We start from the raw sequence: 14930 nt of genomic DNA on the forward strand, positions 1-14930 counted from the left end.
ACTAAAAATTGCAAAGCGGATCAGAAGCCGCCATCAATATCAGTCACACCAATCAGCTTATGATTGACAAACTCCTTCAGCCCCAGACCAATCAGCTCGCGGCCATAGCCTGAGCGGCGCACACCGCCAAATGGCAGGTCAGCCTTCACCGCAGTCGGATGGTTGATGTAGACCATGCCGGTAGACATTTGAGCTGCAACCTTGCGGCCCCGTTCGATGTCTTGAGTGAACACCGAACCGCCAAGCCCGAAAGGCGAGTCATTCGCAATCTCGATAGCTTCCGCTTCATCTTTGGCTTTAAAGATCAGCGATACCGGGCCAAAGAATTCCCAGTAATACGCCGGGTTATCCTTAGTCAGGCCGGTGAGCAACACCGGTTGCACGAAGGCGCCCTGCGACGGCACCTCAGCGCCAATCACGGTCAGGGTCGCGCCGTGGCCGACAGCTTCCTTCACCTGTTTACGCACATCGTCGGCCGCACCCTGTGAGGACAGCGGCGCCAGAGTCGTGGCAGGGTCCAGCGGATCGCCGGCCTTGAGCTGGGCAACGCCAGCTGTGTACTTATCAAGGAAAGCGTCGTAGATAGCCTCGACCACGATAATACGCTTGGACGAGCAGCACACCTGGCCGGCATTCCAGTGGCGGCCAAACACCGCCCACTTAGCGGCCTTGTCCAGATCAGCATCTTCCAACACCACAAAGGCGTCAGCACCACCCAGCTCCATCGTCGACTTCTTCAATGCCTTACCGGCCTGTGCTGCAACCACAGCGCCTGCGTCCTCCGAACCCGTTAGCGCAACACCATGTACACGCGGATCGTTAATGATGGTTTCGAGTTGCTCACGGCTAGCGTAGAGGTTTTTGAATCCGCCTACCGGCAGGCCGGCTTCAAGCATCAGCTTCTCAAACACATCGGCAGATTGCGGTACGTTAGACGCATGCTTGAGTATCACGACATTCCCGGCCGCTAACTGCGGCGCGATGATTCGAGCTATCTGGTAGTAGGGAAAATTCCACGGTTCGATAGCCAGGATGATGCCTAGAGGCTCATGCACCAGCCACGCTTCGGTCACCGCAGGGTCTTTAGAATGCAGCTTCTCCGGCGCCAGTTGCTGCTGCGCATTCTCGACGTAGTACTCAAAGATAGCCGCCGATAGTTCGACCTCCGCTTCGGCCTCTCCCAGTAGCTTACCCATCTCCAGTGTCAACAACTTGGCGTATTCGGTATGCTTGGCTCGGAGCAAGTCGGCCGCCTTTTGCAGCACGGCAACACGATCGGCGATTGTGGTATTTTTCCATTGCTTGAATGCCCCATCGCCTTGATCCAGAGCAAGAGCAACATCGGCGGTAGTGGCGTCAGGAAACGTCTTGATCGTTTCGCCGGTGTAGGGATTGGTTGTTGCGTAGGCCATCTTTCGTTCCTTGGTTGCATGCAGGGGCCGTTCGCGAACGAACAGCCTATAAAAGAAAGTCCGACTCAGGATCGTCACCGACTAAAACCAGAGCGTTCCCGAGAGAGGAAACGTCATTCGGACGGCAGTGATATCACTCAACAATTAGATGATGAACGTAATACAAATAAAAAACAGCATCGTAGAAGAGTGTATTCGCTCCATGGCGATTCAGACACTTTTATCCGATTAAAATATGTGACTCTCTTAGCGCTATTTATAAACTGGCTTCAAGCGAAATCATGGGTACTGTTTTTAATGAGCCAGAACAGCATCTCCGTCTGAGCCTGCATAGACCAACACCTATCGCCCCTTCTTGCGCTAAACCAGCACCGCCTCACACAAAGTCCACGCCAAACACTATTGCAGTCGGCTGACTCATTCCATTTCGTCATTGCACATAATTACATCATCTAAGTGTCAAAGAGGATTCACTTGCACAAATAGATTATGAGTGTCATATATAATAGATGTTGGTCATCATAAATAATTATTGGGATGGGGAATCAATATGAAATACACCACTTTTGGTCGTAATAGCGGCCTACGGGTCTCCGAACTGGCACTGGGTACCGGTAACTTTGGTACTTCCTGGGGATATGGCTCGGAAAAAGAGGAAGCAAAACAGGTATTTGACCGCTATGCCGAGGCCGGAGGTAATTTCATCGACACCGCAGATACTTACCAATTCGGTCAATCTGAACAGATCGTAGGAGAGTTTATTGCTGCGGAACGTGATCGTTTTGTGGTCGCAACAAAGTATACGCTGGGAGCACAACCGGATGCGGGGATTGCTCAAACCGGAAACAGCCGCCGCAATATGATTGCTTCCGTGGAAAGCAGCCTTAAACGGCTTAACACCGACCGCATTGATTTATTGTGGGCCCATTTTGATGACCAGTTAACGCCTCTTGAAGAAATTGTGCGCGCTTTTGACGACCTGACTCGTGCAGGCAAAATACAGTATGCAGGGCTTTCCAATTTCCCGGCATGGCGCATTGCACGGGCAGATACCTTGGCAGAATTACGCGGCTGGTCACGTATTGCCGGTATTCAGGTAGAGTACAGTTTGGTACAGCGAACGGCTGAACGTGAACTACTACCGATGGCCGAAGCACTCGGCTTAGCAGCCACACTGTGGTCACCTCTGGGGGGAGGATTGCTGACAGGAAAATATCGTCAAAGCGATGAAGGTCGTCTACTTGGTTTTGCGGGCCGATTGGTGCATACCGAGCAAGATACTGCGCTACTCGATGAAGTTATCGCAATAGCACAGGAACACCACATGCAACCATTACATATTGCTATTGCCTGGTTGCGCCATAAAGCCGCAAACTCCCCTACCAGTCTAATCCCTATTTTAGGCTCCCGTACCCAAGCCCAACTGGATGACACACTGGCAGCATTAGATGTGATATTGAGTGATGAACAAGTGGCACGTCTTGATAAGGTCAGCGCCATTACTCTGGGGACGCCACACGAACAAATCGCCAACACTCTGGCACGGGCGCAGGGCGGCGATAGTACCCGTATCATCGCCCCCCGACCACCGCGGGCATGAATCAAGGTCTGTATTGATGAGAGGCAACATCTATTGATGTGCTAGCATGGCATACTTTATGATGCTGCCTGTTCAATCAGGAGAAATGTATGGCCCGAGTATCAAAGCAACAGATGGCACTCAATCGCGAGTCAATCGTACAGACCTCTTCGCAACTCTTCCGTGCCCGGGGTTTGAATGGTGTCAGCGTCAACGATTTAATGGCTGCGGTCGGATTGACCCATGGCGGGTTCTATGGGCACTTTACCTCTAAAGATGAATTGGCGGCTATCGCCAGTCGCAAAGCGCTCGACGATTCCAGCACCCGTTGGCAGCAAATCAGCAGCCAGCCCGAGCATCATAATCTGCGCACGTTAGTCGAACTTTATCTCTCAACCACCCACCGTGACCATGCAGAAGATGGCTGTGCAATTACTGCGCTAGCCAGCGATGTGGCACGTGGGAATGATGAGAATCCGGTGCGAGAGGTTTATCTCAGTGGCGTGAGATCCCTGCTAGACAGATTAATGTCTGTTTCTGATATAGAAAATGAAGAACAACGCAGGCAACACGCGCTGGTACAGCTTGCTATGTTGTCCGGTGCATTAACACTGGCGCGCGCCACCGCCGGGGATAAGTTGTCGGATGAATTTCTTGAAGCAGCCAAAAAAGCCTTATTGACTGAAGAAAAGTAATGTCCCCACGGCCGGATTATCAAGATGCCAATCATGCTGTGCTAAAAACTTTTCGCCTATAGCTTAAGTGGCTATTTGCCCGCAAACATCCTGTCACTAAGGAAATCGATAAATACCCGTAATTTAGGCGTGATATAACGCCCGGAAGGCCACACCACATGCAAGCTCACTGTGCGCTTTACATAACTATCCAGCAAGCTTCGTAATTTGCCTTCCGCCACTGCCTTTCCCATCGAAAAATCCGGTAAGCAGGCGATGCCCAATCCTCTTAAAGCAAAACACATTCTGGTTTCAATGTTGTTGCATACCATCGAGATTGGGATCCGCAAATCAGACTCATTGGGCAAGGGCCAGGTTTCCAATTTTCCGCTGTTAGGGAAACGATAATGCAGGCAGATATGATTCGCCAGTTCAATAGGGTGCATAGGCTCACCATGCTGCTCCAGATAGGCGGGCGATGCCACCAGTAGCATGGTGGACTGCCCCAACTTACGGGCTGACAAACGGGAATCAGTCAGTTCACCGGTACGGACGACGGCATCAAATCCCTCTTCGACCACATCAACAATCCGATCACTAAAATCCAGATCCAGCTCAATGTCGGGGTATGCGAGCATAAAATCGGCCAATACGGGTAACAACAATGTGCTCACCAGTGGCAAACTGACCCGCAACCTGCCGCGCGGTTTATCGGTAAGTTGTAACAGCTCAAGCTCTGCCGCCTCTACCTCAGCAAGAATCCGCCGACTACGTTCAAGAAAAAGCGCACCTTCGGAAGTCAGTGCTATGCTGCGAGTGCTGCGGTGAAATAATCTCACGCCTAACCGCCCCTCGAGCCGTGCGATATTCTTACCAACCGCTGAAGCGGAAACACCCAATATACGCCCTGCCATCACAAAACTACGGGTCTCGGCCACTTGAACAAAAACACTCAGACTGCTTAGGCTATCCATCACGGCTCCGATTGCGGACATTTATATCCTCTAATACTGGAAATCTACCCCACTTTTTCCTGATTGCGTAGTTATCTATTGTTAGATTGCCATCTATGGTTAAGTCTTCATTCATTCAGATTAAGGAATTACTATGTCTGCGAGTTCGTTAGTGCCAATACAGCCAGTGCATCTGGCAGCCAGAATTAATGCAGTGATTGATAAGGCGCTCACCGAACAGCGCTTGGTGGGTACCGTGGTCATGGTGGCGCTTAACGGCGAGACACATTTCAGCCGGGCAGCAGGATGGGCGGATCGCGAAACCAAACAACCGATGACCTCCAATACCCTGTTTCGTTTGGCATCCATCAGTAAGCCGATTGTTTCTACAGCAGCAATGGTATTAGTCGCACAGGGTAAGCTCGACCTTGATGGCGATATCCGGCGCTGGTTACCTGACTTTCAACCCCGGCTGGCAAATGAGGAATTACCAACCATTACGATACGCCAATTACTCAGCCATACCGCCGGTTTGAGCTATCGCTTTTGTGAAGCTGATGAGGATGGGCCCTATGCTCGCGCGGGGATCTCCGATGGCATGGATCGTTCAGCAATCACACTCAACGAGAACTTACGTCGATTAGCCGATGTGCCGCTATATTATGCCCCAGGAACTGCATGGGCTTATTCATTGGCAATTGATGTCTTAGGTGCAGTTGTCGAGCAAGTTTGTGGTCAGCCATTAGATCAGGCAGTAAGGGCATTGGTCACCGAGCCACTACATATGCAGGACACGGATTTTTTCACCCATGATGTCAGTCGGCTAGCTACGCCTTATGTCAGTGATACACCTGCACCACACCCCTTGCAGGAAGATGAACTTGTCGCCGCGTTCCCCGGTACCATCGGTATTCGATTTTCTCCTGCCCGTGCACTCAATCGCCATGCTTTCCCTTCTGGCGGTGCGGGGATGATAGGCAGTGCCAACGACCTGTTGCGCTTGCTGGAAACGCTACGTCGGGGTGGCTCACCACTGCTTCCAGCGGCTTTAGTCGATGAGATGGGACGAGACCAAACTCAGGGTCTTATCTTACCTGACTCTCCCGGTTTGGGCTTCGGGTTAGGCTTTTCGGTCTTGCGTGATCCACACCTGGCTGATTCACCTGAGTCCGTTGGTACATGGCGTTGGGGAGGTGCATATGGCCACTCATGGTTTGTTGATAGGATTCAAGGGATATCCGCAGTCGCATTAACTAATACCCTATACGAAGGTATGTCCGGGCAATTTGTCAACGATCTGCGGGACGCCATCTATGGCGTCGGGAAACAATAATGAAAACAGCACCCTTTCCTCTCTCGGCATTATTGGCTCTCGCGATGACGGGCTTTATTGCCATCATGACCGAGACATTACCTGCTGGATTATTGCCGCAGATCGGCCAAGGGTTGGGGGTTTCACAAGCATTGGCCGGCCAATTGGTGACACTCTATGCTCTGGGTTCGTTACTGGCTGCGATCCCCTTAATTACTTTGACCCGTAGTTGGGGGCGGCGTAAAGCCTTACTCAGCGCCATTGTCGGTTTTTTCATATTCAATACTTTAACCACTATTTCGCCTTGGTTCACTTTAACCTTACTGGCCCGTTTTATGGCCGGTGCTGCCGCTGGACTGGCATGGGGGCTTATCGCCGGTTACGCACGACGTATGGTACAACCTCATCAACAAGGGCGCGCGATGGCGATCGCCATGACCGGCACCCCTATCGCCCTGGCACTAGGGGTACCATTGGGGGCATGGCTGGGCATGGTGCTCAGTTGGCGCAATGCATTTGCCATTATGTCGGGATTAACTTTGCTGCTGATTGTCTGGGTTATCGTGAAAATACCTGATTATCCAGGACAATCGGCCAAACAGCAGCAACCGGTACGCAAAGTGTTCACCACCCCTGGCGTACGCCCCATTTTGTCGGTTATTGTCCTTTGGATGCTGGCACATAATATTCTTTATACCTATATTGCCCCTTTTATCACCCCTGCCGGGTTGGAAAATCAGCTCGATAAAGTGCTGTTGGTATTTGGTGTCAGTGCACTAGCGGGAACTTGGTTCACCGGATTAGTCGTGGATCGATGGTTACGTGGCGCGGTATTACTGAGTCTTGGTACCTTTATTCTGGCTGCATTAATATTGGTAATCGCCGGGGGATCCCCCACCGCGATTTATGGCAGCATGTTGCTCTGGGGCCTCAGTTTTGGTGGCGCATCCACACTATTGCAAACCGCGTCGGCGGATGCCGCAGGACAAAATGCCGATGTGGCGCAGTCAATGATTGTGGTGGCTTGGAATTTAGCCATTGCCGGGGGCGGGGTCATCGGTGGCCTGTTGTTACAAAGCGCCGGAGCAGTAAGTTTCCCGTGGACAGTGTTGGGGTTATTACTCCTTGGGTTGATTATTGTCTGGCAGGCTCAACAATACGGGTTCAAACCGGGTATTCGTACTGCAATGCACGCTGAAAAATGCTGAGGTAATACACATAAAGACACCCGCTATTGGGTGGGTGTTGTAAAATAATATTAATTGGCGTAGATGATTTTATCTGAATAGATAGCTTCAATTGCTTGTTTATGAATATTCTTCTTTTTATCGGTGACAATAATATCAATATCATTGATGTCACTTATTTTCATTAACCCACTTTGGCCAAATTTACTGGTGTCACATAAAATAACTTTCTGTCTGCCCATCGCCAACATTTTCTTGGCAATACGCCCTTCATCTAAATTTTTTACCATCACGCCAAAATCACTGTCTATTCCGCCAACTCCGACGAAAGTGAAATCAGTATGAATATCGTTCATTTGCTCAATGGTCTGAATGCCTAAGTTAGCTTTGTAGGTATGATTATATTCACCACCTAATACATGCACGACAGCCATATTATTTTTACTTTTAATTTGATCAGCAATTAATGATGAATTCGTAAAAACAGTAAACTTCACTAATGGTAAGAATGAAGCAAAAATAAGTGTGGTGGTACAAGAATCAATAAATAAAGTATCGTTTTCAGTCACCAATGATGCAGCATATTGACCAATTAGCATTTTTTCCTGGCGATTTAAATCCATTCGTTGGGCAAAACTGCCCTCTTGTATATTCTGAACTTTTATCGCACCGCCATGGACTTTGGTGACCTCACCGCTCTTTTCCAAATAGGAAAGATCCCGGCGGATGGTTTCAGACGTCACACCCAACTCTTCGGAAAGACCAATAACCGAAACCTCACCAAGACTATCCAGCTTTTCTAAAATAAACTGTTTACGTTTGATCTGATTCATAAGAATAGCGGCCCGAAGCTGTGCGATACATAGTGTCATTCTACTGAATAATTTTATGAAACAAAAGGCGATTCAATCACACCGGCCAGAGTTGATTAACGGTAAAAGCGACCCGGTGTTGGTTATTATCCTGACTTACCCTACCCACACAAGATTTGACAAAATCACTGATATTACCCATTGCCACACCCACAGCAGAAAACTGAAACATACTGATATCATGCTGCTGATCACCAATACTGACCACGGCTTGAGCACTAATATTTAAGTGCTGAGATAAATAATGCAATCCTTACCCCTTACTGATGCCATGTTTCATTATTTCATAATAATGATTGCTGGTTTTACTGAGTGAGTAACGTGCCATCAAGAGCAAGCGCTAATAACTTATACATACGTTGACTCCAATAAAAAAGGGAGAATAGATTATTGCTAATATACTCTCCCTCCTTGCTCACATTATACTATCAGTGGGTAATAAAGCGCGATACCACATCCTTTGCCGCGTTGCAGACAACATTATCAATGGCGGTGCCCACCACCAAAATATTTACACCGGTATCTTTAAATGCTTTGGCATTTTCCAGATTGATCCCCCCTTCTGCTAATGTTGGTACCGAAACCGCACCGACCAAAGCCAGAAGCCGCTGTTTGATAGCATCAGGAATATCACCCGCACTGACACCTTCGTAGCTCATGCCAGTCATTAAACCAATCATATCAACACCCAGTGCCTCCATCGTTTTAGCCACTTGCGCAACGTCAGCGGGGGTTTCAGCGGCAATACCGAAGGTATGCAAGTCACTCGGGTGACCAATATAAGCATCCACCGTCAGACCATATTTATGGGCTAAATCCACCAGTTCCTTTAAATCTTCAAAACTTGACTTATGGGTATGTAAACCATCAGCCCCTGATTGAGCTATCAATAAAATATCTTGTTCTGTCACGGGGGTAGGTACAGTTTCAGTAAAGCCCCCGGCGATGCCGACGGTAATAAAAATATCGTCAGCCACCACATTACGCACCCCCCGCACGGCTTGTGCCATTTGGCCGATGGTTATCTCATGACGAATACGCTCCGCAGCATGCATATTCGTCACGCCATTATGGCCGCGAGCCAGTGCCAACGCCGGGTGATTAGGTTCCAATAATTTAACACCTGAATCGCATACTGCTTTCGCTAAGCGAGCATCATCTCCGGTTATTCCAGTACTGAGAATAGTTTGACCGCCATGTAATGAAATTGCATTTCGTACTTTATCCATAGCGACGGAACGTTTCTTACTCATATCAGCGTTGAACATATTTACCTCTACTTGATTTATATAAAACGGCTTTTTTAATTGTTAACTCTTAGCCCGAGATCCCTGGTGTTGGTGATTCGGGTACTGCTTTTTTAATTGCGACAAACTTGTTGGCTAATAGGGTGATTACACAGGTCAACACCAGTGTTACCGCCATGACTATCGCCATATAAAAAGCGTTATTCGACAAGAATGGGGAGGCGAATGCAGGTACATATGCCACGCCTTTAATATTTAATAATCCCAGCAACATGCCGCCAACGCCGGCGGAGAATATTGCTCCAGCAAAGACGACTTTATTAGAGAACATGAACGGGTAAGCAGATTCGACGAACGTCCCAAAACCGAGGTTAATTAACAACCCAGGGGCAGCTACTGCGGCTTCACTTTTCTCGCGCGGAGCAATCACGTTTGCCAGATTAATACCGGCTGCCACCATCACCAGCCCGACCATATCGACCGCGCCGAGGAAGCTGACACCGGATTTTTCCATTTCCAGTAATACCAGTGGCAATATAACTGCGTGATAAACCCCACCCAGAATAGCTGGCCAAATAACCAGACCGGCCAGTAATCCGGCTAAAATCGGGCTAAAGGCCAGAGTGGCTTCGATAGCCAATTTGATATAGTCACCAGCGGCTAATGCCAATGGGCTAAGCAGGTAATACATCACTAAACCGGAGAATAAACCGGACAAACCACCCGCTACGATATTGATGGTGGTCATTGGGAATTGCCATCTTAGACAGAGCCCGAACAGGTAACGCACCATAATACCGGCGCCGATCCCTCCCAAAATACCGCCAATTAAGCCACCTTCTACCGACAGCACCCCGGCGACAACCCCCGCCACAATCGACACTTCATCTAGCTCAGAAACCTGTTTAGCCGCAATAACCGCGACAATAACCGGCAACCCCTTCAACAGCAGTTCAAAAATGGCATTGAGTGATTGCAACCCTGGGATATGGCTTAGCGCCAATACAATGGCCATGGCAATAAAACCAGGCAGAGCTGGGATCATGATGCTACGGATATTGATTCTTTTTAGCAGGCTCTTGTCACTGCCCGGCATGTTGGCCTCGCTACTGCCCAGCACTGGGGTATATTTTATCTGCCAATGTTTGCATAGCGAGGCGGTAAAAGAGATAGCCCGTGTGCGGCTATTGGTCCCGGTGGTGCCAGAGGTGGCAATCACATTGGCACCTTTGGAGGTGATAATTGCCATCGAGGTGCCGCCAGTGCCCACAATAGGGATTTTCTTTTCTATCGCCGCCAAAATAGCGTCTTTATTACTGCGATCAGGGTCGGCACTCATGATAATGATGCCATCAATATCACCGGCTCGGATTTGTGCCGCAATGGCCGCGTCCGATGATTTTACCGCGTCATTCACCTCGGAGAGTTTCCCCTGGAAGCTAATCCGTGGTTTATCCCCTTCCTCCGCGATTATTGAATAAACGGCGGCGGCGGTGGTCGGCTTTGCCACATCCATCGATTCTTCCGCTGCAATAAATTGCACCGCACTAACACCTAACCCAGCAGAGTGGAGTTGGGTATAGATTTCTTGTAGAAGTCTTTCGGGGTAGGCACCACCGAGATTGAACAGATTTCCCCCGCTGCTTCCGAGTATTGCTACATTTTTCATGTCGGGCCTCAAAAGATAAGAAATATTAGAAAGTGTTATTATGTTTTTAACTGCAATTCACCATCACAGAAATAATCATTCAAAGCAACATTAAACAACATAAATCCATCTATTAATCCCACTAACATGACAGTGATTAATACCAATAATTTAATTAAAAAATCACATAATCAAACTAATATTCTATTAAATTAAGATAATGAAAAACTAAAAATCACAAACTGGCATTTTGTTGTTTTATTTTGTTTTGTTGTTTTCGTGATGAAGGTCAAATTGTTGCCGTTGGCTATTTCTGGCGAAGAAAGAAATGTGGGAAAAATGATTGGCATCGGACCCTCTCCGCACCGGATTATGCCAAGGGGAGCGGTGAGTGATGAAGAATTAGAGCAACCCGCTTAGGAAACTAAGCAAGTTTTTGGTGATTTGAATGCTATCAGGGCTGTTCAATCACTCGCGCCAATTCAGCCAAAGCACTTGTGCTGATTGCCAGCCCGACACTGGGATTAACCCAGCTTGATGATTTAACCACGGTGACACTCTTTCACGTCGAGAACCGACATATTCCGCAGCCCTCACCAAACTGGGAACATTGGCGTGATCAATATGGTCCGAAAACGCTGGATATTGAGGCCAGCCTGCGTTTTACCGATGAAACCCACGCGATTCAAACCGCCATCGCCGGGCAAGGTGTGGCCATTGTCAGCAGTTTGCTGGCGAAGGATTTTATCGATAAACAGATCTTCACCGTCCCATTTGATATGGCGCTACCGGGCGGGAAATACTTCTTTGTCACCACCCAGGAAAAAGCACCGCGGGAAGATGTGCGAGAGTTAAAATTGTGGGTAGAGGGAAGTATCGCGGGTCGTTAAATAGCACAGTGCCATAACGGTTTTAGGCAAGAGTGATCAGTCGGCCCGTTCCTGCTCATGTGAGCATGCAGGAAAAGGCCGCAGGTATCATGGTGGTTACGCGTTTATCGCTTTCTTTGAATCCAGAGCGCTATGGATGGCGGCTTCCAATTCGTTGACTTCGAATTTTGCCACATAAGCATCTGCCCCAACTTTGCGGACATGGTCTTCATTGGCACTACCCGATAATGACGAATGGATTATCACCGGAATATTTTTCAAGAACTCATCGCGTTTTATATTCAGCGTCAAGGTAAAACCATCCATCTCCGGCATTTCTAAATCGGTTAACACAAAGGCGATTTTATCCGAGATAGGTACCCCTTCGGCCCGCGCTTCATCGGCCATCTTCTTGATCTTATTCCACGCTTCCAGACCAGTGATATGCATCACGGCAGGGATATTCATCATCTTCAGACCCTGTTCAAGCATCGAACGCGCCACCTTAGAATCTTCAGCCACAATCGCGACTGAGCCTGGCTTAAGTTCAAATGCCTTGGTCTTCTCACTGTCGATTTGAACATTGCGATTAGCAGGAATAATGTCATATAGAATCTGTTCAACATCCAGCACCAGTGCCAATCGGTTGCTGGTAGGATCGTTATCCAAGCGCGCGATACTGGTAATATTGCGGCTCTTAACACCCGCGTCGGCAGCCAGTACCTGGCTCCATTCAAGGCGCACGATATCGTCAACGGATTCCACGGCAAAAGCCTGTGTGCTCCGGGCGTACTCAGTCACCAGCAGAATATTTAGTCCAGTTTTTGGCACGCAACCGACGATAGACGGGAGGTCAATCACCGGAATGATTTCTCCGCGAATATTCGCAATACCCATCATCGGAGATGCCATACCCGCGGCTTTGGTCAGCGTAGGCATGGGTACAATTTCACGCAGTTTGAACACGTTGATACCGAATAACTCGGATTTCTCTTCTTCTTGAGATACCCCCAGTCGGAACAACAAAAGTTCAAATCGGTTTGATGAGGTGAGATTTGTTCTCTCTTCAATCTCTTTTTGAAAATTATCCATACTTTCCCCAATGCAAATAATTGTTGATGTGCAATAACAAGGCGATATCAGCCATTCGGAAAATAAGGAATAACATTCTGCTCAGCGGCAACTAATGCTTCACCCTTTCATTCGGGAACAGGAAAATACAGCACGCACGGTGCTCTCTCGTCCCACGTCTGTCCATTGCCTTTTCTCATTCTCACCATGGTGGAACTTATAGTGTTATCGGCACGTGGGAGAAAATGCTTAATAATTCGACTTAAGAGAAAAACGCGACACCGAGCACTGCCTGACGTCGCCGCTGCACATACTTAACGACCATCTGCGTCGATTGGAAAATGCGATAAAAGTCGCCAGGCGCTGGCCCGCAAACGGGCGCAAATGAACTTTAGTGGTCAGGCTATGGGCCGATAGCGCCATAGCCAACGGCCAGAGGACATTCGCCGATAAAACAGCACACCACGCACTATCCAATCGAGGAACATGCCCATCCACACGCCAATGACGCCAAATCCTAGCGTCACCCCCAGAATGTAACCGGCGATAATCCGGCAACCCCACATCCCGGCCAGTGCCACCCACATAGTGTAACTGGCATCCTTCGCCCCTTTTAGGCCGGATGGTAACACCCAAGAGGCGGCCCAAATCGGCATAAACAGTGCATTTATCCAGATCAGGTGTTTAACGACAGTAATAACGCCCGGCTCGTTGGTATACAACGAAGCCAAAAAACCGGCGCTGGGGATCGATAATAGCGCGATAAAACACACACCAACCGTCGATAACCAGAAGATATGCTTGAGTTGGCGGATCGGTTGCAAGATCTGCCCTTTCCCTAACCGCGTGCCGATAATAATCGTCGAGGTATAGCCCAGCGCATTGCCCGGCAAGTTAATCAGCCCGACAATTGAAAATGCGATGAAATTACCGGCGATCACTTCGGTCCCCATCCCCGCCACAAAACGCTGAGTAATCAGCTTACCAATGCTAAACATCACTGATTCAACACTCGCGGGAATACCAATACTCAACACCTCAAACATAATCGCCGAGGTAAACGGCATAAAATACGCTTTGAACGGGATGCGCAGAGTGTGATTGGCACCAAAAATCAGCATTAGCACCACCACCAGCGCGCCGATATAACGAGAAAGCGTGATACCGATACCGGCACCAATAAAGCCTAAGCCCTGCCAGCTAAATAAGCCGTAAATCAATATGCTACTGATAGCAATATTGAGAATGTTCATCATAATATTGATGAACATGGGTAATCGGGTATTACCGGCTCCGCGCAGTGCACCACAACCCACCAAGGTGATGGCCATTGCGGGATAATTCCAGACGGTCAGGTGCAGATAGGTCAGCGCCATCGCCTTAACGGAGGGATCGGCTTGACTGGCCATCAGATTAATAATCGTCTCACCGGTAAAATGCACCAGTAGCACCAAAAATAATGAGATGAGCACCAGTAGAGAGATCGATTGACGCGCTGCCGTTTGTGCTTGTTTGCGTTTACGCTGACCAAGGCTAAATGACACCACAACCGATGTTCCCAGCGCAACAGAGGCAAAAAAGGCCACAATCAACATATTGAAGCTATCCGCCAGCCCCACCGCCGCCATGGCCTCTTTACCCAACCAACTCACCAGCAGTGTGCTAAACACCCCCATCAGCAGCACACAAAGCCCTTCAATAAACAGTGGGATAGCCAGTGGCGTTATCTCACGCCAAAACAGTACCCGATAGGATTTTCGCTTTTTATACCACGCGCTTGCGTGAAAGATTTTCAACTTAACAGTCCCTGGAATCACGTCCATTTGCATACATCAACGCTTTCCACCACTATGGTGAAACATCCCGATGCGCTGATTTACCATGGTGATTGCCCGCGTTAAATTTTAACGTTTTGTCCGCGGTAAAAAACCCTTGCAGATCTCATAATAGAACATGCGATAAATTTTAGTGAAACATCATTTCACCATGGTGGTGATGAAATACTTATGCAATGAAACATACATAAATATGCAAAATGTCTTTGACTAGAATAGGGGTTTTGCGATATCAATGTAGGCATTGAAACCTTTGCCAGACAGACCTAAT

13 protein-coding genes are annotated in these 14930 nt (G+C 48.6%); 5 read left to right on the forward strand and 8 right to left on the reverse strand.

Annotated features, from left to right (window positions below):
* Positions 1-20: 20 nt before the first annotated feature.
* On the reverse strand, positions 21-1412 hold the full coding sequence (locus V1956_RS16725; protein WP_442825358.1) for an NAD-dependent succinate-semialdehyde dehydrogenase: 1392 nt from the start codon (positions 1410-1412) through the stop codon (positions 21-23).
* A gap of 550 nt (positions 1413-1962) precedes the next feature.
* Here V1956_RS16725 and V1956_RS16730 point away from each other — a divergent pair.
* Together V1956_RS16730 and V1956_RS16735 are read left to right on the forward strand one after the other, a co-directional pair.
* Positions 1963-3012: an aldo/keto reductase gene (locus V1956_RS16730; RefSeq protein ID WP_420074797.1), complete on the forward strand. Its 1050-nt coding sequence runs from the start codon at positions 1963-1965 to the stop codon at positions 3010-3012.
* A gap of 89 nt (positions 3013-3101) precedes the next feature.
* Complete coding sequence (locus tag V1956_RS16735; protein WP_442825359.1) at positions 3102-3686, forward strand: TetR/AcrR family transcriptional regulator; 585 nt, start codon at positions 3102-3104, stop codon at positions 3684-3686.
* A gap of 71 nt (positions 3687-3757) precedes the next feature.
* Here V1956_RS16735 and V1956_RS16740 read toward each other — a convergent pair whose 3' ends face one another.
* Positions 3758-4639 (reverse strand): LysR family transcriptional regulator, encoded by an 882-nt coding sequence (locus V1956_RS16740; protein WP_442825824.1) that lies wholly within the window; start codon positions 4637-4639, stop codon positions 3758-3760.
* A gap of 133 nt (positions 4640-4772) precedes the next feature.
* Between V1956_RS16740 and V1956_RS16745 the strand changes: the two genes are divergently transcribed.
* A complete protein-coding gene (locus V1956_RS16745) occupies positions 4773-5951 on the forward strand; it encodes a serine hydrolase domain-containing protein (protein WP_442825360.1) in 1179 nt (392 codons plus the stop codon).
* Positions 5951-7138, forward strand: a complete 1188-nt coding sequence (locus tag V1956_RS16750; protein ID WP_372558514.1) for an MFS transporter — start codon at positions 5951-5953, stop codon at positions 7136-7138. The genes V1956_RS16745 and V1956_RS16750 overlap by 1 nt, the downstream gene beginning before the upstream one ends.
* Before the next feature lie 50 nt (positions 7139-7188).
* On the opposite strand, the gene V1956_RS16755 is transcribed toward V1956_RS16750, so the two are convergent.
* The 4 genes from V1956_RS16755 to V1956_RS16770 all read right to left on the reverse strand — a co-directional run bounded on the left by V1956_RS16755 (position 7189) and on the right by V1956_RS16770 (position 10905).
* Positions 7189-7950: a DeoR/GlpR family DNA-binding transcription regulator gene (locus V1956_RS16755; protein WP_083163745.1), complete on the reverse strand. Its 762-nt coding sequence runs from the start codon at positions 7948-7950 to the stop codon at positions 7189-7191.
* Between the two features lie 76 nt (positions 7951-8026).
* Positions 8027-8239: an HAD hydrolase family protein gene (locus V1956_RS16760; RefSeq protein ID WP_442825361.1), complete on the reverse strand. Its 213-nt coding sequence runs from the start codon at positions 8237-8239 to the stop codon at positions 8027-8029.
* A gap of 178 nt (positions 8240-8417) precedes the next feature.
* The gene (locus tag V1956_RS16765) at positions 8418-9257 is read right to left on the reverse strand and encodes a histidine biosynthesis protein (protein WP_372558512.1); all 840 of its coding nucleotides are present in this window, start codon (positions 9255-9257) and stop codon (positions 8418-8420) included.
* A 49-nt stretch (positions 9258-9306) separates the two neighbouring features.
* A complete protein-coding gene (locus tag V1956_RS16770) occupies positions 9307-10905 on the reverse strand; it encodes a PTS sugar transporter (RefSeq protein ID WP_083159248.1) in 1599 nt (532 codons plus the stop codon).
* A gap of 476 nt (positions 10906-11381) precedes the next feature.
* Here V1956_RS16770 and V1956_RS16775 point away from each other — a divergent pair, with 476 nt between their 5' ends.
* On the forward strand, positions 11382-11774 hold the full coding sequence (locus V1956_RS16775; protein WP_442825362.1) for a LysR substrate-binding domain-containing protein: 393 nt from the start codon (positions 11382-11384) through the stop codon (positions 11772-11774).
* A 96-nt stretch (positions 11775-11870) separates the two neighbouring features.
* On the opposite strand, the gene V1956_RS16780 is transcribed toward V1956_RS16775, so the two are convergent.
* Both V1956_RS16780 and V1956_RS16785 read right to left on the reverse strand, forming a co-directional pair.
* Positions 11871-12845: a chemotaxis protein gene (locus tag V1956_RS16780; protein WP_083159249.1), complete on the reverse strand. Its 975-nt coding sequence runs from the start codon at positions 12843-12845 to the stop codon at positions 11871-11873.
* 377 nt (positions 12846-13222) lie between these two features.
* On the reverse strand, positions 13223-14620 hold the full coding sequence (locus V1956_RS16785; protein ID WP_420072356.1) for an EmmdR/YeeO family multidrug/toxin efflux MATE transporter: 1398 nt from the start codon (positions 14618-14620) through the stop codon (positions 13223-13225).
* Positions 14621-14930: the final 310 nt, after the last annotated feature.

The organism is Yersinia sp. 2540 StPb PI, assembly GCF_052217165.1.
In the GTDB taxonomy this organism is placed as follows: Bacteria; Pseudomonadota; Gammaproteobacteria; order Enterobacterales; family Enterobacteriaceae; genus Yersinia; species Yersinia enterocolitica_E.

Bases quoted from the DNA above. Each gene is read 5' to 3' on its own strand.
- V1956_RS16730 (WP_420074797.1), top strand. From the start codon at position 1,963: ATGAAATACACCACTTTTGGTCGTAATAGCGGCCTACGGGTCTCCGAA.
- V1956_RS16725 (WP_442825358.1), bottom strand. From the start codon at position 1,412: ATGGCCTACGCAACAACCAATCCCTACACCGGCGAAACGATCAAGACG.
- V1956_RS16745 (WP_442825360.1), top strand. From the start codon at position 4,773: ATGTCTGCGAGTTCGTTAGTGCCAATACAGCCAGTGCATCTGGCAGCC.
- V1956_RS16770 (WP_083159248.1), bottom strand. From the start codon at position 10,905: ATGAAAAATGTAGCAATACTCGGAAGCAGCGGGGGAAATCTGTTCAAT.
- V1956_RS16755 (WP_083163745.1), bottom strand. From the start codon at position 7,950: ATGAATCAGATCAAACGTAAACAGTTTATTTTAGAAAAGCTGGATAGT.
- V1956_RS16750 (WP_372558514.1), top strand. From the start codon at position 5,951: ATGAAAACAGCACCCTTTCCTCTCTCGGCATTATTGGCTCTCGCGATG.
- V1956_RS16765 (WP_372558512.1), bottom strand. From the start codon at position 9,257: ATGTTCAACGCTGATATGAGTAAGAAACGTTCCGTCGCTATGGATAAA.
- V1956_RS16740 (WP_442825824.1), bottom strand. From the start codon at position 4,639: ATGGATAGCCTAAGCAGTCTGAGTGTTTTTGTTCAAGTGGCCGAGACC.
- V1956_RS16780 (WP_083159249.1), bottom strand. From the start codon at position 12,845: ATGGATAATTTTCAAAAAGAGATTGAAGAGAGAACAAATCTCACCTCA.
- V1956_RS16735 (WP_442825359.1), top strand. From the start codon at position 3,102: ATGGCCCGAGTATCAAAGCAACAGATGGCACTCAATCGCGAGTCAATC.